This is a genomic window from Halotia branconii CENA392, from assembly GCF_029953635.1.
Classification (GTDB): domain Bacteria; phylum Cyanobacteriota; class Cyanobacteriia; order Cyanobacteriales; family Nostocaceae; genus Halotia; species Halotia branconii.
This window is the reverse complement of sequence record NZ_CP124543.1, coordinates 683,546-708,842: the sequence shown is the minus strand read 5'-3', so window position 1 is coordinate 708,842 and position 25,297 is coordinate 683,546. Positions and strand designations below refer to the sequence as shown.

The window sequence follows — 25,297 nt, the reverse complement described above, 5'->3', positions numbered from 1 at the left end:
ATCCTTCATCTTTCAATTTTTTGTGATTATCTGGGGAAAATTCACATGGAAATATATAATCAACGTCCTATTAACACAGTTCAGTCATCGCGTCGTCGAGACAACTTCCAAGATACTGCTTTGGGTTTAGTATCCACTGCTAGCTTTCCTGCGATCGTTGGTACAGCGGATATGATGCTGAAATCAGCTGGAGTTCACCTTGTAGGATATGAAAAAATTGGCAGTGGTCACTGTACTGCAATTATTCGTGGTGGAATTGCTGATGTCCGTTTAGCTGTTGAATCTGGTGTGCAAACCGCTGAACAGTTTGGTCAATTAATTTCTAGCCTGGTAATTCCTCGACCTTATCCTAACCTCGAAATAGTTCTGCCCATTGCAAACCGCATGAGTAAACTTATGCAGGAAGGAAGTTACAGCCGTCTTAGCAACTTAGCCATCGGTTTAGTAGAAACACGGGGATTTCCAGCAATGGTAGGCGCTTGTGATGCTATGCTCAAAGCTGCTGATGTCCAGCTAGGAGCTTATGAAAAAATTGGTGCTGGTTTATGTACAGCTATTATTCGTGGTTCTGTAGCTAATGTTGCGGTAGCAGTAGAAGCTGGGATGTATGAAGCAGAACGAATTGGGGAACTGAACTCAGTCATGGTAATTCCTCGACCTTTAGATGAATTAGAACAAACTTTACCAATAGCAAGTTGTTGGATAGAACAACGCCAACCATTAAATTTGCCAATAAACGTCAAAGAACAAGTTGCCGAACTAGAAGTGTTAGAGTTACCGCAGAAGAAGCAAGTTGCCGAACCAGAAGTATTAGAATTACCACAGAAGGAACAAGTTGCCGAACCAGAGGTATTGGAGTTACCAGATTTAGCTCAGCTACCTGCAAAAATTCCTGAAGAATTATGGAAGGATGAATGATGAATCATGAATGATTATATAATTCAGTATTCAGCATTCATCAATTAGCTGGAAGGCATCTTACGCTTTGCTCGTTGTTTTGATCATAACTTCTTACTTCCATAAATAAAAGAACTTTCTTTTAATAGCGATGATAGAGTTTTATCTATACTTAAACTCATAACTTTGTATGAGCGACATAACATCATTAGCAAGTATTCAGTGATACTAGTTTTATATCTATGAATCGCTATTAACAGGAGAATTACCCTTGAATCAGGCGACGCTACACCAGTTGAAAGTGTTCGAGGCGGCGGCAAGACACAGTAGTTTTACGCGCGCTGCTGAAGAATTATTTTTGACTCAACCTACTGTTTCTATGCAGATCAAGCAACTTACAAAATCGGTAGGGTTGCCTTTATTTGAGCAAGTGGGAAAGCGCTTATTTTTGACAGAAGCAGGTCGGGAATTGTTTGCTACTTGTCGGCAGATTTTTGAGACTATAGCCCAGTTTGAGATGAAAGTGGCAGATTTAAAAGGGCTAAAACAAGGTCAATTGCGCTTGGCAGCAATTACAACAGCAAAATATTTTATACCACGTTTGTTAGGGCCATTTTGCCAACTTTATCCAGGAATTGAGATTTCGCTACAAGTAACAAACCATGAGCGAATTTTGGACAGGATGCTTAATAATCTGGATGACTTGTATATTATGAGTCAAGTACCAGAACATTTAGATATAAATTCCCAAGCATTTTTAGACAACTCTTTAGTAGTAATTGCACCTGCTGATCATCCTTTAGCAAACCAAGCAAATATCCCCATTGAACGTTTGTCTCAAGAACCCTTTATTATGCGAGAACCGGGTTCGGGAACACGCCGCGCTGTCCAAAGCCTCTTAGACGAACATGCAGTGAAGGTAAAAGTGAAGTTGGAATTGGGGAGTAATGAAGCAATTAAACAAGCCATTGCTGGGGGTTTAGGAATTTCTATTTTATCTCGTCATACCTTAATCACAGATGCCTCAGAGTTCAGCATTTTGGATGTACAACATTTTCCTATTAAGCGAATGTGGTACATAGTTCACCCATCTGGCAAACAATTGTCTATCGTCGCTCGTACTTATTACGAGTATTTAGTGGATGCAGCACAGAAGTTTGTTGAAAAAACCGCTACAGTTTCTTTGAAGTCAAATATCGCTGAGTCAGGTCAATAATAAAATTTGTCTACATTGCTACAACTTAATCTAACTATATATTGCATTCTTGGCGAAAACTTGGTATAAATTCTATCAAATTAATAACCAGCATGTGTTATAAGCTACAGTTATGTTTTTACAGTGAATGATAGTAGATGCTGTAGATATATCTCCGTAAAATTCTCTCCTATAGGAGATTTTTAGGGAAGCGATCGCACAACGAATGCCAACTGTAACGGATTGCAACGTATAATAAGAACGGCAAAATGATAAAGAAATATTAAAAGGCAGTAAGTTTAAATGCGAGTAGCGATCGCGGGTGCAGGTCTAGCAGGACTCTCCTGCGCGAAATATCTCACAGACGCAGGTCACACTCCCATTGTCTTGGAACGCCGGGACGTACTGGGTGGCAAAGTGGCAGCGTGGAAAGATTCTGACGGAGACTGGTACGAAACGGGTCTGCACATCTTCTTTGGGGCATACCCCAACATGTTGCAGCTATTTAAAGAATTAGACATTGAAGATCGATTGCAATGGAAAGAACACACCATGATCTTCAATCAACCCAACGCACCAGGGACTTATAGCCGTTTTGATTTCCCGAATTTGCCAGCTCCATTGAATGGTATTGTGGCTATTCTGCGAAACAACGACATGCTGACGTGGCCAGAAAAAATCCGCTTTGGCATTGGGTTATTACCAGCAATGATCCAGGGGCAGAAGTACGTTGAAGCAATGGACAAATACTCGTGGACAGAATGGCTACGTCAACAAAACATTCCAGAACGAGTCAACCAAGAAGTTTTCATTGCGATGGCCAAATCGCTGAACTTCATCGGGCCAGATGAAATTTCTTCTACTATCCTATTGACTGCTCTCAATCGCTTTCTCCAAGAAAAAAACGGCTCGAAAATGGCCTTTTTGGATGGTTCCCCAACAGAGCGATTGTGTCAACCCATAGTAGATCACATCACTAAAGGTGGTGGAGAAGTGCGATTAAATGCGCCTTTGAAAGAAATTTTGCTGAACCCTGACGGTACAGTAAAGGGTTTTTTGCTGCGGGGTTTGAATGGCGCAGCAGATCAAGTTTTGACAGCTGACTTATACGTATCTGCTATGCCAGTTGACCCACTGAAGGTCATTTTGCCAGAACCTTGGCAGCAAATGGAATTTTTCCAGAAGCTAGAAGGTTTAGAAGGCGTACCAGTTATTAACTTACATCTGTGGTTTGATCGAAAACTGACAGAAATTGATCATCTGCTATTTTCGCGATCGCCCCTCCTCAGCGTTTATGCTGATATGAGCAATACTTGTCGTGAATATGCTAATCCCCATCGCTCGATGCTGGAATTAGTTTTAGCTCCGGCAAAAGATTGGATCGCCAAATCAGATGAGGAGATTGTGGCTGCAACGATTGCCGAACTGGAAAAACTTTTCCCCAACCACTTTGGGGGAGAAAATCCAGCCAAATTACTGAAATCTCATGTAGTGAAAACGCCGCGTTCAGTTTATAAAGCGACCCCCGGTCGTCAACAGTACCGTCCTTCCCAGACAACCCCCATCGCCAACTTTTATTTGACTGGGGATTACACCATGCAACGCTACTTAGCCAGTATGGAAGGTGCTGTACTTTCTGGTAAGCTGACAGCGCAGGCAATTTCTGAGGCACTCCCGGTAGCAAATTCCTCAAACCTGCAAACGCTAACCCGACCGCCCGCAACGAATGCTGCAACTGCCTGAATCCCCCCCGCGCATGAAAACGCTGGTCTCTGTGGACGAGTCCTATGAACTTTGTCGTCATCTCATAGCCAAGTATTCCACAACTTTTTACCTCAGTACTTTGCTCCTGAGCAAAGAAAAGCGTCCCGCTATCTGGGCAATTTATGCTTGGTGTCGCCGTACAGATGAACTAGTAGATGGCCCTGCATCTGCTATTACTACGCCAGAAACCTTAGACTTATGGGAACACCAGCTAGAATCAATTTTTGCTGGACACCCATTAGATAATTTCGATGTAGCTTTGGTAGATACTGTTCAACGCTTCCCAATGGACATTCAGCCCTTTAAGGATATGATTGCCGGCCAGCGTATGGACTTATATCGCAGTCGCTATGCAACTTTTGAGGAGTTATATCTCTACTGTTATCGTGTAGCTGGCACTGTAGGCTTAATGTCAACATCAGTTATGGGGTTGGATAATACCAAAAATACAGCTCCGTGGAATTGTGAACAACAGCCATACGTTCCCCTAGAAGAAGAGATTGCCTTAGGAATCGCCAAGCAACTCACCAACATACTAAGAGATGTAGGAGAAGATGCACAACGCGGACGAATTTATATTCCTCTAGAAGACCTAGCCCGATTTAACTATACTGAGCAAGATTTGTTCGAGAGTGTCGTGGATGAGCGCTGGCGTTCCCTAATGCGCTTTCAAATTGATCGAGCACGACAATTTTATCGCAAGGCTGAAAAGGGGATATCTTACTTATCTGCTGATGGGCGTTGGCCTGTGTGGGCAGCCCTAATGCATTACAGCGGAATTTTAAATGTAATTGAACGCAACGATTACAATGCCTTTACTCGACGCGCTTACGTACCCCAATGGCAAAAGTTACGGTCTTTGCCCGCAGCTTGGATGCGATCGCAAGTGCTTTGAAGAGGTTCAGTAGTCAGGGGTCAGTGGTGACTAAGAAAACAACTAACAACTGACAACTGACAATTGACTTCCTCAAATAAATTTGCTAACATTCTTATTCGTGACCCAGGAGAGGTGGCTGAGTGGTCGAAAGCGACAGATTGCTAATCTGTTGTACGGCAGGTAACTCCGTACCGAGGGTTCGAATCCCTCCCTCTCCGTTTTAAAGCATTAAAAATACTTTCTATAAGCTAAATAGATGCTTGTTTAGGAGTAAGCGCTTTTATTCCCTAAGGTGGATGTTATCATTTATCCTTTAGAGTCTGTTAAGATTAAGCTAACTTTAAAACCTAGTTTACATCTTGCTTTCAGGCTCCTGAACATTAGAGGAGTGAGAGTAGTTTATGAAAAAAATTAGTGCTGCTTTAGCTTTAAGCATAAGTACTTTAGCAGCTGGTTTCCTGACAGCAGCTTGTGATAATACTGGTAGTCCCAATAACACAGCTAATAATGGGAGTACCACTGCACCAGTCAACTCAACTACTACAAATAGTAATGCTAAAAATCTCAAAATTGGTTCTCTGCTACCAACAACTGGTGACTTAGCCTCAATAGGACAGCAGATGGTGGGTTCAGTTCCCCTACTAGTTGAGAGTGTTAACGCTTGCGGTGGTGTTAACGGTGAACCTGTAACTTTAGTGCAAGTAGACGACCAAACCGACCCCAAAGCTGGCGCTGCTGGCATGAGTAAGCTGGCAACTTTGGATAAAGTGGCGGGTGTAGTTGGTTCATTTGCCAGTAGTGTTTCCACTGCGGCTGTCTCAGTTGCCGTACCGAATAAAGTTATGTTGGTTTCCCCTGGTAGTACCAGTCCTGTCTTCACTCAAAAAGCAAAAAATGGTGACTTCAAAGGCTTTTGGGCACGTACTGCTCCCCCTGATACCTATCAAGCACTAGCCTTAGCCCAACTTGCTAGAAAAAAAGGTTTCCAGCGAGTTTCGACAGTTGTAATTAACAACGACTATGGTGTGGGCTTTGAAAAAGCATTTGTAGAAACTTTTGAGAAATTGGGCGGAACAGTAATTAATAAAAACAACCCAGTTCGTTACGACCCCAAAGCTCAAACATTTAATACCGAAGCTGCTAATGCTTTCGCTGGTAAGCCAGATGCAGTAATTGCAGTCCTTTATGCTGAAACAGGTAGTCTACTTCTCAAAGCTGCCTATGAACAAGGCTTAACCAAGGGAGTGCAGGTTTTGCTGACAGATGGAGTTAAATCACCAACCTTTCCTGAACAAGTTGGTAAAGGCAGCGACGGTCAATATATCTTAACTGGAGCATTAGGTACAGTACCCGGTTCTGATGGTCAAGCATTAACATCTTTTAACAAGCTCTGGAAAGATAAAAAAGGTGGTTCACCTGGAGAATATGCTCCCCAAGCTTGGGATGCCGCTGCATTATTGGTTTTGGCAGCGCAAGCTGCTAAAGAAAACACAGGGGTTGGCATAGCTAATAAAATTCGTGAAGTTAGCAATGCACCTGGTAAAGATGTGACTGATGTCTGTGAGGGATTGAAGTTACTTAAAGCTGGTCAAGATATTAACTACCAAGGAGCTAGCGGTAACGTAGATGTTGATGCTAATGGCGATGTCCTTGGTGTCTACGATGTTTGGACAGTAGGAGAAGACGGCAAAATCAAGGCAATTGACAAAGTTAGTCCTAAGTAGCTGTTATTAACTGCACATATCAGAGTACATGAACACCCTTGGATTCTCCGTAAGGAGTACTCGCAGGGTAAACATCAAATATTTTCAAGCTAGTTATCTGTTTGCGCTAGTTTATTTGGATTTTGCTATTTAGCAAAACTTCACTAGAAGCCACAGTATTCATAAATCGAATACTGTGGCTAGTTTTATTGCACCGACTTACTTAAGTGGCGTTTGACGTAAGGAAACCCAACACTTTTATCGATGTTGGGTTGCACTGTGCTTAACCCAACCTACGCCTACGCCTATGGCTTTAAGTAATCTACCTGACGAGACTATAGCTGATATTAACGATAATTTTTTGAGTTGCATTAGACCTTACCTCAGTAGACGCAAGGCAAAATAATCAGTTTATCTATTTTTAAGTTTATCTGTATTTCATTTATATGAACTATATTTAATCGCTCCAGTAACTTCACGGAAAACAAACCTTGATAGTCAATAAAAATTATCAGAAATAGCCCTAATCATCCATGAATAAATTAAGTACAATCTCGGTTTGAAATTTAGTATAAAATTTAATATTTTGTTTCTATGTAGATTGTAAAACCTACAGCTAACACTAGCTCTAAATAACAAACAAAATGCTGATTTCGCTTATTTAAACTTTGCTCGATTGATAGCGCTATGTGGCATTTTTATCAAAAAAATGTCAATGCATGGAGATTTTCCTGAAGCAAATAGCATGATGTTTGCTTGGAAATCGCATAATCGTAACTTTGTTTAAAAGCGAATCTTTGAGTATTTATTTACTAAATAAGCCCGGTGCTATGACGACTACCACAGCAACCAATGAACTAAAGCACGAAATTTGGCAGTTATTGCGAGAATATCAGCAATATCGTTCAGAAACTGTTCGCAATCAACTGGTGAAACTTAATTTTGGACTTGTGAGAAAAGAAGCTCATTACTGGATGAATCAATGTCATGAAAGCTATGATGACTTACTCCAGGTTGGTTGTTTGGGTTTAATTAGAGCGATTGAAAGATTTGAAATTTCTAAAGGACATGCCTTCAGTTCCTTTGCTATGCCCTATATTCGCGGTGAAATTCAACACTATTTGCGAGATAAAGGTGTCACAGTGCGGATTCCTAGGCGCTATTTAGCGTTGCAACAGCAAGCAGTTGGAGTTTCGCGTTCATTGCGCGAAAAATATAACCGCCAACCTACTGATTCTGAATTAGCCGAAGCGCTAACAATTTCTACAGAAGAATGGCAGGAAATTAAATTAGCATGGATTAATCGTGCCCCTTTGAGCTTAGATGTTCCCATTCAAGATGGTGAAGAAGGAGCTACAAGCTTAGGAGAATTGGTTCCAGACCCCCATTATCGTAGTTTTCAATTGGTACAAGAAGACCAAATTCGCCTACAACAAGCACTGATTCAGTTAGAACAGCGCACCCGTGAAGTTTTAGAATGTGTATTTTTACAGGATTTGACACAAAAACAAGTGGCAGAACACTTAGGAATTAGTGTAGTCACGGTTTCTCGTAGAGTTAAGAAAGGCTTAGACTTATTGAAGCAACTGATGTGTACAGGAGAAGATTAAGCACAAGTTAGGTTAACCGCATTTACCCCTGACTGATAGTGCTAAAAATAACCCTTGAAATTTTAAAAATTAGGTTATAAAGGGAAAATACTTTGCCTGTGATACAAATAGGCATTGTTGAATTACACAAGTAAATTTATTATGGCTTTTGAGAACAGCTCATGGGCAGAAAATCAAAAATTGCATTTGCAACTATTTTAAGTATAGCGATCGCAGGATGTGCTTCAGAAGATACACAACAAGCGACTAATCCTACACCGCCTACGCCACCAGTAACTCAATCTTTGGTAGCTAAAGCGCCATCAAAGACTCAATCCTTTAATAACCCTTTGATAGTTGCCCAGGAAACTCCCACTAATGCCTCTAGCACTTCTAATTTAATTCAGCTCACTAATGCTACAGAACGGGTAACTGTAATTTCAAAAGGGCGGCCTGACCCATTTGCCCAAATTGTTGGCACACCAGTTTCTGGAATGTCCACAAATACAGCTGTGAGAAAAGTACCTGTATTGCCTCCCCTACCTAGTACCTCTAATCGAGGTGTGGTGATTGCAGGACGAAAACTACCAACACGCAGTGCTGTTTTGTCTCAAACCACAGTAGCAAAAACTCCAAAACCAAAATCAAAACTCAATCCCGTTTTGGCTCAAGTTTTACCTAAAGTTTTGCCCCAAGTTGTTGCCAATCCTACTTTAGTATCTGTATTACCACCACCAGCACAACCTGAACTAGCAAGAGCAGTTATGGTCAGTGGTGTAGTTCTAATTGGTAGAGAACCCCAAGCAATTATTAAAGTACCAAATGAGCAGGCAAGTCGCTATGTACAGGCGGGACAGCGGCTAGCAAATGGTCTGCTAATCAAACGGATTGAAATGAATGAGGGTTCCAATCCGATCGTAATTCTGGAACAATATGGTATCGAAGTTGCCAGAATGGTAGGAGAAACACCTGCTGGTTCTACGCCATCAGCTACAACTGGAGGAAATACTGTTTCAGTAACAATACCTTCGCAAAATTCTTTTAGTGTTGAAGCTTCGTAAAGATGGAAACCAAGGAAAAAATTGAATTTGTTGGTTTACCCTTAGCAATCTATCGAGAGATAGTAGCTCATTTGCGTCAAGTTGAAGGGGTAAAAGTGGGTTTGATTCCTCAGTCATCTCAACAATTTGATTACAATCAAAGCCAAGTCAGTGGCTTGTGGATTTCTTGGACACCAAACTCTAGTTTTGAAAGTCGGCAACGCGTCCAACAAATTTTGGCTCATTATCAAAATCGTTACAGCGTTTGATACCTCGATTGACTGTTGCCTAACTTTCTCATTAGTCTGTAGATAAAATTAAGCTTTTTCTTGTCCAAAGAGACCTTGTTAATCATACAGGTCTATTTTTTTTACTAAAATATTTTTCTTATCATCTAAGTAAGTGAGCGAAAAAATAATATTGACTTTATAAATGACCTGTAACCCGCAAATAGCAGAAGGTTGGCATGGCAAACTTAACTTAGTTTATGCCGATCGCCTGAATACGACCCAGCTGATTTACGATCGCCATCAAGCACCGTTAAAGGTACAACGCCCGTTTTATCCAGAAGGGCAAAAAGTTTGTCATAGCGTCATTTTACATACCGCTGGGGGAGTTGTAGGAGGCGATCGCTTATCCTTGAATTTACACCTCAAACCTGATGCACAAGCTTTAATCACTACAGCTGCCGCTAGTAAAATCTATCGCAGTAACGGTTTACAAGCTAGACAAACCATCGAAATACAAATTGATGCTGGTGCTTGTTTAGAATGGTTGCCACAGGAAACAATTTTATTTAACGGTGCGATTTATCGGCAAGATTTACGGGTAGAATTAGCCACCAAAGCTAATTATTTAGGCTGGGAAATTAACCGATTTGGTCGCAGTGCTAGAGGAGAAAAATTTTTGCAGGGAGAATGGCGATCGCATACTGAAATTTGGCAGCAAGGCGTACCCTTATGGATAGATCGGCAATGGCTACCGGGTAGCGAAGAAGTTTTTCACAGTCCCCACGGTTTGTTAGGAAAACCTATTGTGGGTAGTCTCGTTTGGGTGGGAAGTTTTATGTCAAAAGAAATCGTCGAGAGAACACGAAATTTATGGGATGGCGAAGGCGAAGCAGGTGTTAGCCAATTACAAAATGGATTTTTGTGTCGATATCGTGGTTACTCTACAACTGAAGTGAGAAACTGGTTTACATCTGTTTGGCAAATGCTACGAGTTGATTTTTTAGGTCGTGGTAATTGCATACCAAGAGTTTGGCAAGTTTGAACGAACCATTAAGACGCAAAGAACGCCAAGAGAGAGAAGAATGCAACTTACGCCGCAAGAAAAAGATAAGCTGTTAATTTTTACAGCTGCACTATTAGCAGAAAGACGTAAAAAAAGAGGTTTGAAATTGAATTATCCAGAAGCAGTTGCCTATATTTCTGCCGCTATTTTAGAAGGTGCAAGAGATGGGCAAACAGTAGCAGAATTGATGAATTATGGAACAACACTGTTAACACGCGATGAAGTGATGGAAGGAATACCAGAAATGGTACATGAGGTGCAGGTGGAAGCAACTTTTCCTGATGGCACAAAATTGGTAACAGTTCACAATCCAATTCGTTAATTATATAATTTTGAATTTATTATGATTCCTGGGGAAATTATCACATCAGCAAGCGAAATTGAATTAAATGTTGGTCGTCCAACTATAAAATTGCAAGTATCTAATACAGGCGATCGCCCCATACAAGTTGGTTCGCATTTTCACTTTTATGAAGTTAACAGTGCCTTAAATTTTGATAGAGAACAAGCGCGAGGAATGCGCCTCGATATCCCCGCCGGAACGGCAGTTAGATTTGAACCAGGGGATGAAAAAGAAATTACCTTAGTACCTTTGGTTGGTACACGCCAAGTTTACGGTTTCAATAGCAGAATTAACGACAATCTCGACTAATAAAGATCTTTTGCTTATTCAGCAAGGGTTCCAAGTTTGGCGTACGTTTGCCCTGGGTGTTGTACTAATCCAAATCTTCTTAATCCCCAGTTCAATGCATAAGTGAAAAGTTTTGTAACAATTGTGGATGGTTTGTGTAAAAGTCGCAAGCAATACATGAGTTATATATAAATTCGCGACTTGGTGCATTCTGATTCGAGATCTTTTATGGCTAACAACTGGAGAAAACAACTAGATGCACATCTTAAAGAATTAGCGATCGCAGCCCAAAAATGCACACACTTAACTAAGGAAAAGCGGATAGCATTAACACGTTTGATTAATGCTATTTGGCAATCAGGTAAACTTGTTCGCCCTTACAAAGGTCAATTTCAACTAGTTTACGAAGATATCTATGATGAAGCAGTACAAAATTTATTTTTCTATCTTTGTCAAGATAATAATATTAATAGGTACGATCCAGAACGAGGCGAAGTTATAACTTGGGTCAACATGCTATTAACTAAACGTTTTTTTCCAGAGGCTATACCTAAAGTTATTGGCAAAGAAAATGAAATCAATCTCGACAATTCTCATTGGGAAAATATACCTGATTTTCAACCAGCTTCTTTATTTGAACAAGTCAGAGAATGTATAGAATCAGATCCAGAATCCGTTTTTTGTAAGGAACACATCAAAGGTCATCCAGAGGCAAATTTTCAAGCTATAGCTCAAAGAAGATGTTCTGGTATTTCCTGGAAAGATATTTCATTGGAATGGGGTATTGGAATCACTTCTTTACATAATTTTTATCAACGTTGCTTGAAAAAGTTTGCTGATAAACTTCAAGAATATTTATATACTTAATTGACTGAGCAATACAATATGAACAAAATCATAGACGTTTTAACTTTTTCAGCTCCTATACCTGTAGATGGTAGGCATCGGGCAGAAGATCTACGTCAACAACAAGCCACACCAGAAAAAGCTGAACAAGTTTATCTTAATACTTTATCTGTTTCTTTCGTCAATTCTTATCTAAGTTATATGGGATTTGAGACAGACTTAAATAAAAGTGACAGTTGGAATGTCATACAACAGACATTAATGGATGTCGCTGATTTGTCGATAAAAAACTTGGGCTTATTAGAATGTCGGCCAGTATTAGAAGATGCACGATTTGTTTACGTGCCGCCAGAAGTACAGTCAAATCGAATTGGCTATGTCGCTGTGCAGATTGGCAAATCATTTCGAGAAGCAACGCTACTGGGATTTGTCAAGCAGGTACAAACGGATTTGTTACCTATTAATCAACTACAATCTTTAGATGATTTATTGGAGTATTTAGAAGAACTTTCCCAATTAAAAGTTGGTGAAACATTTAATAATTCGCTGGCGTTCAATCAGAATTTAGTGAAATTGAAACAGTGGTTAGAAAACATTTTTGAAGCTGGTTGGCAAGAAGTTGAGACTCTTTTAGACACTCAAAGTATCAATCCAGCTTGGAATATGAGAAGTAAAACAGGTGCTTTTATTAGTAGAGGTAAGCTGATTGATTTAGGAAAATATTTACAGGAACAAGCAGTGGTTTTAGTTGTTACCTTACCTCCAGATAACGAACAAGAAATGGACGTTATTGTAGAAGTACATCCGACAAACGGACAATATTACTTACCACCAAATCTCAATCTAATGGTACTGGATTTTGAGGGAAAATCTGTAATGGAAGCCCAAACTAGAAATAGCAATAAAAATATTCAATTAGAGTTTAGTTGTGAGGTAGGAGAACGTTTCAGCATTAAACTGGCTTTAGGAGATATCAGCATTACAGAAAATTTTGTCATTTGTTAAGAATAACAGCAGGGGTACTGCCAATGAGAAAATTAGTTGTGCTGAAGCTAGATGGCGATTTGCACTTAGGCGTGCAGGTAACGCTGGAGATTGGAGAAGAAGGCAAACGTCCTACTACAGAAATTACTGGCAAACTGCCCTCCAATTTAGATATGGCAACAGCTATCGAACAGTGGCAGTCCATATATCGTAGCTTGTGGAAATTTACCCGCATCAAAGCCAAAAAAATTACTTACGATGGTTCTATCTCTCAGCGACGTCAGGAGTACGATACAAAAGCTAGTGAGGTGCAGAAGCATCTAAATAAATGGTTGCTGTCAGACTCTTTTCGTCCTGTGCGGGAAAAATGGCTCAAACATTTGATGCCAGATGAAGAAATACGAGTGTTGATTCGTACTCATTGTTTGCAACTCAAGAAACTTCCTTGGCATTTGTGGGATTTAATAGATCAAGATTATCTCAAAGCTGAAGTTGTTCTCGGTATTCCAGACTCAGAACCAGTAACATCAGTATTGCAGACATATACCTGGAAAAATAAAATCAGAATTTTGGCAATTTTAGGTCATAGTGATGGTATAGATGTAGAAAAAGACCGCCAGTTACTAGAGAAATTACCAAATGCCGCTATAACTTTTTTAGTAGAACCTCAATATTCAGACATCAACGATAAGTTGTGGAAACAGCCTTGGAATATTCTATTTTTCGCAGGTCATAGTAAAAGCGAAGGTGATACAGGTTGCATCTATATTAATAAAACAGATCAATTAACAATTGATGAACTCAGACATGACTTGAGAAATGCTGTTGCCAACGGTTTACAATTAGCAATTTTCAACTCCTGTGATGGATTAGGATTAGCGCGAGAATTGCAAGATATACAGATTCCGCAAACTATTGTCATGCGAGAGCCAGTACCGGACTTGGTAGCTCAAAAATTTTTAAAGTATTTCCTAGAAGTTTTTTCATCAAGACAATCTATATATACTGCGGTTCGCACTGCCAGACAAAGGCTCAAAGGAATAGAAAAGGAATATCCTGGCGCGACTTGGTTGCCAGTGATTAGCGAACATCCTGCGGTAGTGCCTATGACTTGGCAGTTGCAGCGAAAAATGCTCACTAACAAGAATGCAATGGCAGTATTGCTGACAAGCTTGTTGGTAACAAGTTTAGTTACGGGTGTGCGATATTGGGGTTATCTGCAAGCATCAGAACTACATGCTTTTGACCATTTTATACAGATGCGATCGCATTTTGTCACCGAACAACCTGATGAGCGAATTTTAATTATTACTATTGATGAAGCTGATATTCAATACCAAATCAACAAAGGAATGCAAATGCGATGGTCATTGTCTGACCAAGCACTTGCTCAGCTATTAGAAAAATTAAATAAATATCAACCACGAAGTATTGGTTTAGATATTTATCGTGATGGGACTCTAGACCCCAAATATCCAAATTTAGCTACTCGTTTTCAGCAAGATAATCGTCTATTTTTCGTGTGTAAAGTTGCGACAACTGATGATGATGGTGATACTGATGGGATTCCACCACCTTTTGGAGTTTCCAGAGAACGCTTGAGCTTTAGTGATTTTGTTGCAGATGATGAAAATATTGCTCGTCGCCAGCTTTTACATTTGACTCCTCCCTCAAAATCTCTATGCACCACAGAATATGCTTTCAGTCTACAACTAGCACTTCATTATTTAGATCAAGAAGCCAAAACATCAAGTGTTACCAAAGAAGGTCATTTACAAATTGGTGATATTGTGTTTGAGCAATTAAACGAACACACTAGCGGTTATCAAAAAGTGGATGCATCTGGTTATCAAGTATTGTTGAATTATCGTTCTCTCCGCTCTGCTGAAAAAATTGCCGAGCAAATTAGTTTGAGAGATGTGTTAGATGAAAAAATTCCAATAGAATCAGTTCAATTACTCAAAGACCGCATAGTTATTATTGGTCTTTCTGCTCCTACTAATACGAACGATTATTGGAAAACACCTTTTAGTTCTAATGCCAGACCAAAGCAAAAGCAAATACCGGGGGTGTTCGTACAAGCACATATGCTAAGTCAAATCCTGAGCGCCGTTTTAGACCGTAGACCTTTGTTGTGGTGGTGGTCTGGATGGATGGAAATACTTTGGATATGGGGATGGTCATTAATAGGAGGTATTACAGCATGGTATTATTCAAAACCATTACACTTAGGATTGGCGGTGATAGTAACGCTACTAACATTATTTGGATTAAGTTTTAGTATTTTTATACTGGCTGGATGGATACCATTTATCCCCTCAGTATTAGGGTTGCTAACTACTCAAGTAATGGTAATTTTATGGTTGAGACGTTCCAATTTTGGTCAAAAAAGATAAACAAATCTTGATTATGATTAAAAAAAAGCTACTTTACCAATCAATTCAAAATACCTGCATCATTTCTTTGCTAATTATTAGTACAACAAGTTATTTGCAATTAGTGCAAGCACAGGTTTCTAATTCGACTCAAAACACTATTAAAAATTCGCACTTCCAATCTTTTAAGCAACCAAAATTACCCAAAAATGGCGCACCTACAGGTCGTCGCAGAGCAGGGGCAGGGCGTAATCCTGAGTGTCCTACCTCTTTGACGCGTCTGACTGCTTTAGTACCTGGTGATGCAGAAGCATCATTTTCAGCATCAACAGTCGCAGAAAATCCAACATTTTGGTTTTATGTTCCCCAACTGCCACAAACCACGCGTTCTGGAGAATTCGTGTTACAAGTGCTAGATGGTAAAGATGTAAAGAATGTCTCTCGAACACCTCTGACTCTGTCTGGGGAATCTGGTATTATTAGCATTACTTTACCATCACAATCGCAATACTCTTTAAAAGCAGATAAAAAGTATCACTGGTACTTTCATATTTATTGTGGTGATCCACAAAAAACATCTGAGAATTTTTATGTAGATGGATTTGTGCAAAGAGAGATGCTGACTCAGACTCTTAATAGTCAATTGAAAGCGGCAAAATCAAGAGAATACATTGCCTACAGTACCAATGATATTTGGTATGATGCCCTAACTAATTTAGCTCAACTGCATCACGCTAATCCGCAGAATGCAACTATCAATAACGATTGGTTTGACTTATTAAATGTAGTTGGCTTGCCAGATATTGCAAAAGAGCCAATTGTACAGCATTACAGCTTAGGCAAATAAGACTAATCACACAATAAAGTTACTGATTTATTGGGGGTGCTATGTCAGGGAAAATTCAATATTGGCTGCATTGGTGTAGTAGTTTGGTGTTAGGTAGTGTGTTAATTATTTCTTGGCAAGAGTATGTTTTTGCTCAAATTACTCCAGATAACACCTTGCCTAATAATTCCATCGTTACACCAAATGGCAGTACCTTCAGTATCACTGGAGGAACGCAAACAGGAAGCAATTTGTTTCACAGCTTTAGCGAGTTTTCTGTACCTACTGGTGGCACTGCTTCTTTTAATAATGCTGTTGATATTCAAAATATTATTAGTAGAGTAACAGGTGGGTCAGTTTCTCAGATTGATGGGTTAATTCGCAGCTTAGGTACAGCTAATTTGTTTTTGATAAATCCCAAGGGGATTATTTTTGGACAGGGTGCAAGGCTAGATATCGGTGGTTCTTTTGTAGGGACTACAGCTAATGCTATTGGATTTGGTAATCAAGGTTTTTTCAGTGCTACTAATCCGAATACTTCACAGTTGCTAACAGTAAATCCTTCCGCTTTTTTGTTTAATCAAATTTCTACTGCGCCAATTCAAAATAACTCAATAGCACCCGCAGGAGTTGATTCAGCAGGCTTTAGTGCATTTGGTTTACGAGTACCAGATGGTAAGAGCTTAGTGCTGGTAGGTGGTAATGTCAGCATGGATGGGGGACTACTAAATGCTTATGGTGGACGAGTTGAGTTAGGAGGATTGGGCAAACCTGGCAATGTAGCGCTGGGTGTAGATGGTGATAGTCTCAGCTTGAAATTTCCTGAGAATGTGACGCGAGCAGATGTATCCCTTACCAATCAAGCTGCAATATATGTAGAAGGGGCTGGTGGCGGTAATATTGCAGTCAATGCCTCTAATCTAGAGATATTGGGAGGAAGTATTTTAAGTGCTGGTATTGGGGAAGGTTTGGGAATACCTGAAACTGTTGCAGGAGATATTACGCTTAATGCTACCGAGGAAATCAAAGTTTCATCTGGGAGCGTAGTTTTGAATGATGTGCATTTGGGGTCACAAGGCAATGGCGGTAACATTACTATTGACTCTGGCTCATTCTCGTTACAAGATGGCGCTCAACTTCAAGCTTCAACTAGTGGACGAGGGAATGCGGGAAATGTGAGAGTGAATGCAAAAGATGCTGTTTCTCTTGCAAATGCTTATATCCTCAGCACAGTGGAATCAGGAGGCGTCGGTAAAGGTGGCAATATCGATATCAATGCTGCAACCCTATCACTAGTTGATAGCGCTCAACTGCTAACTATTACTCGTGAAGCATCCGCTACCCAGCCAGCAGGACAGAGAAATGCGGGGAATGTCAATGTTAACGTGACTGGCGCTGTTGATATCGTTGGGGAGAAAAACAGTTTTCCTAGTGCAATTTTCAGCTGGGTTGAAACGGGGACAGTTGGTAATGGAGGTAACATTACTATCGATTCTGGTTCATTTTCGTTACAAGATGGCGCTCAACTTCAAAGCTCAACATTTGGACAAGGGAATGCAGGGAGTGTGATAGTCAGTGCAAAAGATGCTGTTTCTCTTGCAGATGCTTCTATCTTCAACACGGTGGAAGTTGGAGGTGTTGGTAAAGGTGGCAATATCGACATCAATGCGGCAACACTGTCACTAATTGATGGCGCTCAACTGCAAACCCTTACTCGTGGTGCATCTGATACCCAGCCAGCAGGACGGGGGGATGCGGGGAATGTCAATGTTAATGTTACTGGCAAAGTTGATATTGCTGGGGAGAAAAATGGTTTAGTCAGTGGGATTTCCAGCAATATGGAAACGGGGACAGTTGGCGATGGTGGTAACATTACTATTGATTCTGGCTCATTCTTGTTACAAAATGACGCACAACTTATTGCCTCAACTTCTGGACAAGGGAATGCGGGGAATGTGATAGTCAGTGCAAAAGATGCTGTTTCTCTTGCAGATGCTTCTATCCTCAGCACGGTGGAAGCTGGAGGTGTTGGTAAAGGTGGCAATATCGACATCAATGCGGCAACACTGTCACTAATTGATGGCGCTCAACTGCAAACCCTTACTCGTGGTGCATCTGATACCCAGCCAGCAGGACGGGGGGATGCGGGGAATGTCAATTTTAATGTTACTGGCAAAGTTGATATTGCTGGGGAGAAAAATGGTTTTGTGAGTGCGATTTCCAGCAATATGGAAACGGGGACAGTTGGTAATGGTGGTAATATTACTATTGATTCTGGCTCATTCTTGTTACAAAATGACGCACAACTTATTGCCTCAACTTCTGGACAAGGGAATGCGGGGAATGTGATAGTCAGTGCAAAAGATGCTGTTTCTCTTGCAGATGCTTATATCTTCAGCACGGTGGAAGCTGGAGGTGTTGGTAAAGGTGGCAACATCGACGTCAATGCGGCAACACTGTCACTAATTGATGGCGCTCAACTGGTAACCCTTACTAGTAGAGCATCTGCTACCCAACCAGCAGGACAGGGGGATGCGGGCAATGTCAATGTTAATGTTACTGGCAAAGTTGATATTGCTGGGGAGAAAAATGGTTTAGTCAGTGGGATTCGCAGCAGGGTGGAAACGGGAACAGTTGGCAATGCGGGTAATATTACTATTGATTCTGGTTCGTTCTCGTTACAAGATGGCGCTCAACTTACTGCCTCAACATTTGGACAAGGGAATGCGGGGAATGTGATAGTCAGTGCAAAAGATGCTGTTTCTCTTGCAGGTAATGCTTCTATCTTCAGCAGGTTGGGAGCAGGGGGTGTAGGTAAGGGTGGCAACATCGATGTCAATGCGGCAACCCTGTCACTCATTGATGGCGCTCAACTGCAAACCCTTACTAGTATAGCATCTGCGACCCAGCCAGCAGGACGGGGGAATGCAGGGAATGTCAATGTTAATGTTACTGGCAAAGTTGATATTGCTGGGGAGAAAAATGGTTTGCCTAGTGCGATTTTCAGCGATGTGGAAACGGGAACAGTTGGCAATGGGGGTAACATTACTATTGATTCTGGTTCTTTCTTGTTACGCGATGGCGCTATACTTAAAGCCTCAACTTCTGGACAAGGGAATGCAGGCACAATCAAAGTTAATGCGGCTGATTTTATTACCATCTCTGGTAGCAGTTCAAACTTCAACAGTGGCTTGTTCGTGAACTCTCAAAGTACGACAGGTACTGCTGGAGATATTATCGTCACCTCACCTAGAGTTACTCTAGACAACAGTGGTACACTCAACGCCAAATCTACATCGGGTAATGGTGGCGACATCAATTTACAAACTGATTTATTGCTACTGCGTCGTGGCGCTCAAATTTCTACCACCGCAGGTACAGCACAAGCTGGGGGTAATGGTGGCAATATCACCATCAATGCCCCGTCGGGCTTTATCCTCGCCATCCCCAGCGAAAACAGCGACATTACCGCCAATGCTTTTACAGGCAGAGGTGGGAGAGTGGATATCAAAGCCTTTGGTATCTATGGTATTCAACCCCGTGAAAGTCCAACTCCCTTGAGTGATATCACTGCTAGGTCAGAACTCGGTGTACAAGGCACTGTAGCACTAAATACACCTGAGATTGACCCTGACAGTGGCTTAGTTGAATTGCCAACAATACCAGTTGACACCCAAGTAGCCCAAGGCTGCTACAGTCCAGGTTATGCCCAAAGTCGTTTTGTAATTAATGGGCGTGGCGGTTTACCAGCCAATCCTAAAGATATTCTCACTCCTGATGCAACCCAAATGAATTGGGTATCTTTTAAACCCAGCAACAACAACCGTTCCCTACCACCTGTTAGCATTAAACCAACTTTCTCTACACCCAAACGTATTGTTGAAGCCACAGGTGCAACCCTCAACGCTAAAGGACAAATAGTCCTAAGTGCTAATTCATCCACCGTTACTCTTAGTAGTTCCAGACAAAACCCAATTGGGTGTCATGGTGGCTAAATTTACTCAGACGTGATTGCTAATGAGTACTATGTCCTGAATTTTCACTAAAGTCCACCAAACAAGGAAACAGCGTAGTTTTTTTTGCACAGTTTCATAATTAATAGTTTGGGAGCAATAAAAATGTCTGATAGAAAAATCGGGGTTTGGGAAACAGAAATTAGGCGATCGCATAACGCATCGTATACGCCACATTATATCCGGCAAATTGTTCTCAAATTCGTTTACAGAAAGAACAGTTTATCAAACGAGTATAGGAGCATTTATTGGCGATCGCCCACCGAGCAAACAGACTTTTCTAAATGCCGTGAAAAATCAAGTACTCAATCAGATAAAACTCAAAATTGGCGTTGTTGGTGTATTTGGTTGGTGGTAGGAGGTGTATTTATTGCTTCTTTGCCAGAGCGTGTTTTTGCTCAAATTACCCCAGATAACACCTTGCCTAATAATTCTAGCGTCATAAGAGATGGAAACATTTTCAATATCAATGGAGGAACGCAAGCAGGAGCTAATCTATTCCACAGCTTTAGCGAATTTTCTGTACCTAATGGTGGCGCTGCTTCTTTTAATAATGCTGTTGATATTCAAAATATTATTAGTAGAGTAACAGGTGGGTCAGTTTCTCAGATTGATGGGTTAATTCGCAGCTTAGGTACAGCTAATTTGTTTTTGATAAATCCCAAGGGAATTATTTTTGGTCAAGGTGCGAGGCTAGATATTGGTGGTTCTTTTGTAGGGACTACAGCTAATGCTATTGGATTTGGCGATCGCGGTTTTTTTAGTGCTATTGAGAAAAATATCCCTTTATCGCTACTAACAGTAAATCCTTCAGCATTACTATTTAATCAGATTAATCAAAATGCAGCTATTCAAAATAACTCAGTTGCGCCCGCAGGAAAAGACCCAGCAGGCTTTAGTGTATCAGGTTTACGAGTACCAGATGGAAAAAGTTTGCTGCTGATAGGTGGTGATATCAATATGGATGGTGGAATATTGAATGCTATTGGCGGGCGAGTGGAGTTAGGCTCTTTAGCTGGTGCAGGAAAAGTTGCTTTGAATACGGATGATAGTAATCTTAGTTTGAGTTTTCCTGATCATGTAGATAGAAGTAATGTTTCCCTTCGCAATAGCGCTATTGTATATGTGGCTGGTAGTGGTGGTGGAAGTATTATAGTCAACGCTCGAAATATAGATGTTTCGGGAGAAGGAAGCCAGCTTACTAGTGGCATTGGGAAAAAATTAGGGTCAGTTAATGCTCAGGCGGGAGATATTACGCTCAAAGCGACAGGGGAAATAAAAGTGGCAGGGAGCAGTCTAGTAGGCAATGCTGTGCGATCAGAAGGACGTGGTAATGCGGGGAGCATTAATATCTCCTCTAACTCCTTTTCCTTAACAACTGATGCTCAACTAATAACCGCAGTTTTTGTAACTGCCGATGATCAAGGTATAGTACAGCCTCAGCTATCTGGACAGGGAAATGCAGGAAATATCAATATTAATGTTCGTGGTACTGTGACAATTGCTAACGGGTACATCTTTAGCATTTTGTAAACAGGATCTGTTGGCAAAGGAGGGGACATTACTATCAACTCCGGCTCGTTGTCCTTAACTGATGGATCTCAATTACTTACCAGTACTTCTGGAGAGGGAAACGCAGGTAAAATTAAAATCAATGCTACTGATTCTGTAAGCATTTCTGAAGGCGCATTATTTACAGAAACCTACTCCTCCAACAGGGGAGGGGATATCATCATTGGTGCTAAAAACTTCCATGTGTCAAACGGTTCTCTACTCGCTACTGTCACTTATAGACAAGGAAATGCAGGTACGATTGAGATCAATGCTACTGATTCTGTAAACATTTCTGGAACGAGTTCTACCCCTGAATTTTTATCTAGTAGATTATATGCATTCACCGACACCAACTCCTCTGGCAGGGGAGGGGATATCATTATTAATACCAAAAACTTCAATATATCAGATGGTTCCGAACTCGCCACTGGCACTCGTGGACAAGGAAATGCAGGTACGATTGAAATCAATGCTACTGATTCTGTAAGCATTTTTGGAACGAGTTTTATTACTGGAGCATCCACCGCACTATATACAAATACTCTCTCCTCTGGTAGAGGCGGAGATATCAATATCAAGACCAGCACCTTTAATATATCCAATGAAGCAGTCTTAAATGCCGAAACCATAAATGATGGTAATGGTGGCAATATTACAGTAAGGGCAAATCTTTTTGAGGTTGTCAATGGGGGACAACTGCTTTCTACTAGCTCTGGCAACGGAAATGCAGGTAAGATTACGGTAGACGCTACCAACGAAGTAATTGTTCATAACAGTGATGCTACTTTCAATGACCGGATTGCTAAATTTGGCACAGGGAAAGTTGCCAATATTGAGAATGCTGCTAGTGGACTGTTTGTAAGTTCTCAAGGTTCAGGAAGTGCAGGAGACATTGAAATAACCTCACCTAAAGTTCAGTTGGATAACTCTGGCAGGTTCATCGCTGATTCTGCATTAGGTAATGGTGGTAATATTAGACTCCAAGTAGGAGATTTATTACTATTACGCCGTAGTAGTCTCATCTCTGCCACTGCGGGTACTGATCAGAAAGGTGGTGATGGCGGCAACATCACCATAAATGCTCCCAATGGGTTCATCATCTCTGCCCCAGAAGAAAACAGCGACATCACCGCTAATGCATTTAGTGGCTCTGGAGGAAGAATCACGATTAACGCTACTGGTATTTATGGCATTGCCCCACTAAGCCGAGAAGATTTCCAGCACCTAAGCCCTGATTTAGATCCAAGTCAAGTTCCCACAAGTAATATCAGTGCCATTTCGCAAACGAACCCAACACTTAGCGGTACTATAGAACTGAATACACCTGGTATCGACCCCAACAGTGGCTTAATTGAATTACCAACAATACCAGTAGATACGGAAGTAGCCCAAGGTTGCTATAGTCCTGCTTATGCCCAAAGCAGTTTTGTGAACATTGGACGCGGTGGTTTACCAGCCAATCCTAAAGATATTCTTACTCCTGATGCAACCCAAATAGATTGGGTATCTCTTAAACACAGCAATAACAACCGTTCCCTACCACCTGTTACCACTAAACCAACTACCTCCACTCCCAAACGTATTGTTGAAGCCACAGGTGCAACCCTCAATGCTAAAGGACAAATAGTCCTAAGTGCTAATTCATCCACCGTTACTCCTCATAGTTCCAAACAAAACCCTATTCAGTGTCATGGTAGCTAAAGTTACTCATACTTTTGCTGCGTTTTGCTTACTTATGTTGTTTAACAGCATCACAACAATACCTAGCCAAGCGCAGATATCTCAAAACAATTCTCCCTTACCTTCGCAGATTCCGCCACCGCAGGATGTCCAACCACCTTCACCCCGTCAGCCACCACCCTCTCCTCCACCGCAACTACCTCCACCATCCGAACTACTCCAACCTTCTCAACCCTTACCCACACCATCCGAACCACTCCCTCAATTACCACAAACCTTCACTGTTAAACAATTTGAAGTTGTTGGTAATACAGTGTTCAGCGAAAAAAAGTTGACTGATTTACTTACTGAATTTACAAACAAACCTATCACTTTTGCAGATTTATTAGAAGTTCGTTCTAAAATTACCGATCTGTATATTCAAGAAGGATACATTACTTCCGGAGCTTATATTCCTGAACAAACTCTTACAGATGGTGTTGTCCGAATTGAGGTAATCGAAGGTGAATTAGAAGATATCCAAATCACTGGAACTAGGCGACTCAACCCAAATTATATTCGTAGTCGCATAGCTAATGACACTTCTACCCCTTTGAATCAAAACCGCTTATTAGAGTCCTTACAACTATTACAAATCAATCCTTTAATTCAAAACTTGTCTGCTGAACTATCTGCTGGTTCACGTACTGGTGCTAGTTTGCTAAGTATCAAGGTAACGGAAGCAGATACATTCAATACACAAATCACACTAGACAATGGTCGCTCTCCTAGCGTTGGTAGTTTTCGACGACAACTACAAGTTAGCGAAGCCAACTTACTGGGAATTGGAGATAGTATATCGTTAGCATACAGTAATACAGATGGCAGTAATACCATAGATGCCAGCTACAGCTTACCCCTCAATCCCCGTAATGGCACTCTCACTTTCAGTTATGGAACTACATCAGCTGATATTATTGAACGTCCTTTTAATAAACTAGATATTGAATCAGCTTCCCAATATTACGAACTTACATTCCGCCAGCCGCTAGTCCAAACTCCAAGCCAAGAATTTGCCCTTGGAATAACAGCTTCTCGTAGAGATAGTGATATTTCCTCTTCTATATTTGAACAGCAGGATGCTCCCCTTTCTCTACTTTCACCAGGATCTGATGCAGACGGAAACACGAGTGTTTCTGCGTTGCGATTCTTTCAAGATTGGACTTCTCGCAATAGCCAAGAAGTAATTGCCGTTCGCTCTCAATTTAGTTTGGGTATTGGTGCATTCAATGCCACAATTAATGATACCGAGCCTGACAGCCGCTTTTTTGCTTGGCGAGGACAAGCGCAATGGGTACGCCTGTTAGCTCCTGATACTTTATTTTTACTCCGTGGTGATGTGCAACTAGCTTCCACTACGCTTTTAGCTTCAGAACAATTTGGTTTAGGTGGTATAAATAGTGTCCGGGGATACCGTCAAGATTTTCTATTGAGAGATAATGGCGCTCTTGCTTCTGCTGAGTTACGATTACCGATTCTGCGTGTACCTGACTGGGATGGAGTTCTACAAGTTACTCCTTTTGTTGATGTTGGTAATGCTTGGGGTAATTCATCAAGTAGAGATGAAAATGATACTGATACTCTAGCTTCTGTTGGCTTGGGCTTACGTTGGTTACAGGGTAATAACTTTACTGCCGCTATTGAGTGGGGTATTCCTTTAGTTGATGTTGATACTCAAGGCAATACATGGCAAGAAAACGGTTTGTATTTTTTTGTACAATATAATCCGTTTTAATTTTATACAAAATTGTAGAAATACATTCTCATTAATTAAAATCACTAAAAAACTTTATCAAAAAAGCAATTTTATTTATAAAAGCATGAAGTTTATCAAGCATTTTTTACTAGGATTATTGACTGCATTATTCTGTATTTATTTGCCGTGTTTTTTTGATTCATCTAATTATTTAACGATAGCATTTGCTAAATTACGCCCTTCAAGTAACGCTCTCAACATCGCTAACATGAGCCTAAAGCAGTCGCCTAGTAGA

Annotated in this window: 19 protein-coding genes and 1 tRNA gene; all 20 read left to right on the top strand. The window is 40.9% G+C overall.

What is annotated here, in order from left to right; genetic code table 11:
* The first annotated feature begins 45 nt into the window (after positions 1–45).
* The 20 genes from ccmO (at position 46) to QI031_RS03035 (ending at position 25,041) form a co-directional block, all read left to right on the top strand.
* Complete coding sequence (gene ccmO / locus QI031_RS03130) at positions 46–918, top strand: beta-carboxysome assembly protein CcmO (RefSeq protein WP_281483769.1); 873 nt, start codon at positions 46–48, stop codon at positions 916–918.
* A 250-nt stretch (positions 919–1,168) separates the two neighbouring features.
* Entirely contained in the window at positions 1,169–2,113 is a 945-nt protein-coding gene (locus QI031_RS03125; protein ID WP_281483768.1) for a LysR family transcriptional regulator, read from the top strand.
* Between the two features lie 282 nt (positions 2,114–2,395).
* Positions 2,396–3,835 carry a 15-cis-phytoene desaturase gene (pds, locus tag QI031_RS03120; RefSeq protein ID WP_281483767.1) on the top strand — a complete coding sequence of 480 codons (1,440 nt, stop codon included), beginning with the start codon at positions 2,396–2,398 and terminating at the stop codon, positions 3,833–3,835.
* On the top strand, positions 3,819–4,751 hold the full coding sequence (crtB, locus tag QI031_RS03115) for a 15-cis-phytoene synthase CrtB (RefSeq protein ID WP_281483766.1): 933 nt from the start codon (positions 3,819–3,821) through the stop codon (positions 4,749–4,751). Before pds ends, crtB begins: the two co-directional genes overlap by 17 nt.
* Before the next feature lie 108 nt (positions 4,752–4,859).
* Positions 4,860–4,951, top strand: a tRNA-Ser gene (locus QI031_RS03110).
* 183 nt (positions 4,952–5,134) lie between these two features.
* Positions 5,135–6,457: an ABC transporter substrate-binding protein gene (locus QI031_RS03105; RefSeq protein ID WP_281483765.1), complete on the top strand. Its 1,323-nt coding sequence runs from the start codon at positions 5,135–5,137 to the stop codon at positions 6,455–6,457.
* An 809-nt stretch (positions 6,458–7,266) separates the two neighbouring features.
* On the top strand, positions 7,267–8,046 hold the full coding sequence (locus QI031_RS03100; RefSeq protein ID WP_281483764.1) for an RNA polymerase sigma factor SigF: 780 nt from the start codon (positions 7,267–7,269) through the stop codon (positions 8,044–8,046).
* Between the two features lie 161 nt (positions 8,047–8,207).
* Positions 8,208–9,086, top strand: a complete 879-nt coding sequence (locus QI031_RS03095) for a hypothetical protein (RefSeq protein ID WP_281483763.1) — start codon at positions 8,208–8,210, stop codon at positions 9,084–9,086.
* 2 nt (positions 9,087–9,088) lie between these two features.
* Entirely contained in the window at positions 9,089–9,334 is a 246-nt protein-coding gene (locus QI031_RS03090; RefSeq protein WP_281483762.1) for a hypothetical protein, read from the top strand.
* Positions 9,335–9,497: 163 nt separating this feature from the next.
* On the top strand, positions 9,498–10,337 hold the full coding sequence (locus QI031_RS03085; RefSeq protein WP_281483761.1) for an urease accessory protein UreD: 840 nt from the start codon (positions 9,498–9,500) through the stop codon (positions 10,335–10,337).
* Between the two features lie 40 nt (positions 10,338–10,377).
* A complete protein-coding gene (gene ureA / locus QI031_RS03080) occupies positions 10,378–10,680 on the top strand; it encodes an urease subunit gamma (RefSeq protein ID WP_281483760.1) in 303 nt (100 codons plus the stop codon).
* A 21-nt stretch (positions 10,681–10,701) separates the two neighbouring features.
* Complete coding sequence (locus QI031_RS03075) at positions 10,702–11,010, top strand: urease subunit beta (RefSeq protein ID WP_281483759.1); 309 nt, start codon at positions 10,702–10,704, stop codon at positions 11,008–11,010.
* 207 nt (positions 11,011–11,217) lie between these two features.
* Entirely contained in the window at positions 11,218–11,856 is a 639-nt protein-coding gene (locus tag QI031_RS03070) for a sigma-70 family RNA polymerase sigma factor (protein WP_281483758.1), read from the top strand.
* Between the two features lie 18 nt (positions 11,857–11,874).
* Entirely contained in the window at positions 11,875–12,840 is a 966-nt protein-coding gene (locus tag QI031_RS03065; protein ID WP_281483757.1) for a DUF1822 family protein, read from the top strand.
* A 23-nt stretch (positions 12,841–12,863) separates the two neighbouring features.
* The gene (locus QI031_RS03060) at positions 12,864–15,215 is read left to right on the top strand and encodes a CHASE2 domain-containing protein (protein ID WP_281483756.1); all 2,352 of its coding nucleotides are present in this window, start codon (positions 12,864–12,866) and stop codon (positions 15,213–15,215) included.
* A gap of 13 nt (positions 15,216–15,228) precedes the next feature.
* Positions 15,229–16,041, top strand: coding sequence for a DUF928 domain-containing protein (locus QI031_RS03055; protein ID WP_281483755.1), 813 nt, complete (start codon positions 15,229–15,231; stop codon positions 16,039–16,041).
* A 41-nt stretch (positions 16,042–16,082) separates the two neighbouring features.
* A complete protein-coding gene (locus QI031_RS03050; RefSeq protein ID WP_281483754.1) occupies positions 16,083–20,015 on the top strand; it encodes a two-partner secretion domain-containing protein in 3,933 nt (1,310 codons plus the stop codon).
* 123 nt (positions 20,016–20,138) lie between these two features.
* Positions 20,139–21,566 carry a filamentous hemagglutinin N-terminal domain-containing protein gene (locus tag QI031_RS03045; protein WP_281483753.1) on the top strand — a complete coding sequence of 476 codons (1,428 nt, stop codon included), beginning with the start codon at positions 20,139–20,141 and terminating at the stop codon, positions 21,564–21,566.
* 48 nt (positions 21,567–21,614) lie between these two features.
* Positions 21,615–23,288, top strand: coding sequence for an autotransporter outer membrane beta-barrel domain-containing protein (locus QI031_RS03040; protein ID WP_281483752.1), 1,674 nt, complete (start codon positions 21,615–21,617; stop codon positions 23,286–23,288).
* Complete coding sequence (locus QI031_RS03035) at positions 23,278–25,041, top strand: ShlB/FhaC/HecB family hemolysin secretion/activation protein (RefSeq protein WP_281483751.1); 1,764 nt, start codon at positions 23,278–23,280, stop codon at positions 25,039–25,041. The genes QI031_RS03040 and QI031_RS03035 overlap by 11 nt, the downstream gene beginning before the upstream one ends.
* The last annotated feature ends 256 nt before the right edge of the window (positions 25,042–25,297 follow it).

What these genes read in the sequence shown, in the direction of transcription:
- QI031_RS03035 (WP_281483751.1), top strand. Translation starts at nt 23,278, where the DNA reads ATGGTAGCTAAAGTTACTCATACTTTTGCTGCGTTTTGCTTACTTATG.
- QI031_RS03075 (WP_281483759.1), top strand. Translation starts at nt 10,702, where the DNA reads ATGATTCCTGGGGAAATTATCACATCAGCAAGCGAAATTGAATTAAAT.
- QI031_RS03095 (WP_281483763.1), top strand. Translation starts at nt 8,208, where the DNA reads ATGGGCAGAAAATCAAAAATTGCATTTGCAACTATTTTAAGTATAGCG.
- QI031_RS03065 (WP_281483757.1), top strand. Translation starts at nt 11,875, where the DNA reads ATGAACAAAATCATAGACGTTTTAACTTTTTCAGCTCCTATACCTGTA.
- QI031_RS03045 (WP_281483753.1), top strand. Translation starts at nt 20,139, where the DNA reads ATGTCTGATAGAAAAATCGGGGTTTGGGAAACAGAAATTAGGCGATCG.
- QI031_RS03070 (WP_281483758.1), top strand. Translation starts at nt 11,218, where the DNA reads ATGGCTAACAACTGGAGAAAACAACTAGATGCACATCTTAAAGAATTA.
- crtB (WP_281483766.1), top strand. Translation starts at nt 3,819, where the DNA reads ATGCTGCAACTGCCTGAATCCCCCCCGCGCATGAAAACGCTGGTCTCT.
- QI031_RS03055 (WP_281483755.1), top strand. Translation starts at nt 15,229, where the DNA reads ATGATTAAAAAAAAGCTACTTTACCAATCAATTCAAAATACCTGCATC.
- QI031_RS03050 (WP_281483754.1), top strand. Translation starts at nt 16,083, where the DNA reads ATGTCAGGGAAAATTCAATATTGGCTGCATTGGTGTAGTAGTTTGGTG.
- QI031_RS03090 (WP_281483762.1), top strand. Translation starts at nt 9,089, where the DNA reads ATGGAAACCAAGGAAAAAATTGAATTTGTTGGTTTACCCTTAGCAATC.
- ccmO (WP_281483769.1), top strand. Translation starts at nt 46, where the DNA reads ATGGAAATATATAATCAACGTCCTATTAACACAGTTCAGTCATCGCGT.
- ureA (WP_281483760.1), top strand. Translation starts at nt 10,378, where the DNA reads ATGCAACTTACGCCGCAAGAAAAAGATAAGCTGTTAATTTTTACAGCT.
- QI031_RS03060 (WP_281483756.1), top strand. Translation starts at nt 12,864, where the DNA reads ATGAGAAAATTAGTTGTGCTGAAGCTAGATGGCGATTTGCACTTAGGC.
- QI031_RS03100 (WP_281483764.1), top strand. Translation starts at nt 7,267, where the DNA reads ATGACGACTACCACAGCAACCAATGAACTAAAGCACGAAATTTGGCAG.
- QI031_RS03085 (WP_281483761.1), top strand. Translation starts at nt 9,498, where the DNA reads ATGACCTGTAACCCGCAAATAGCAGAAGGTTGGCATGGCAAACTTAAC.
- QI031_RS03105 (WP_281483765.1), top strand. Translation starts at nt 5,135, where the DNA reads ATGAAAAAAATTAGTGCTGCTTTAGCTTTAAGCATAAGTACTTTAGCA.
- pds (WP_281483767.1), top strand. Translation starts at nt 2,396, where the DNA reads ATGCGAGTAGCGATCGCGGGTGCAGGTCTAGCAGGACTCTCCTGCGCG.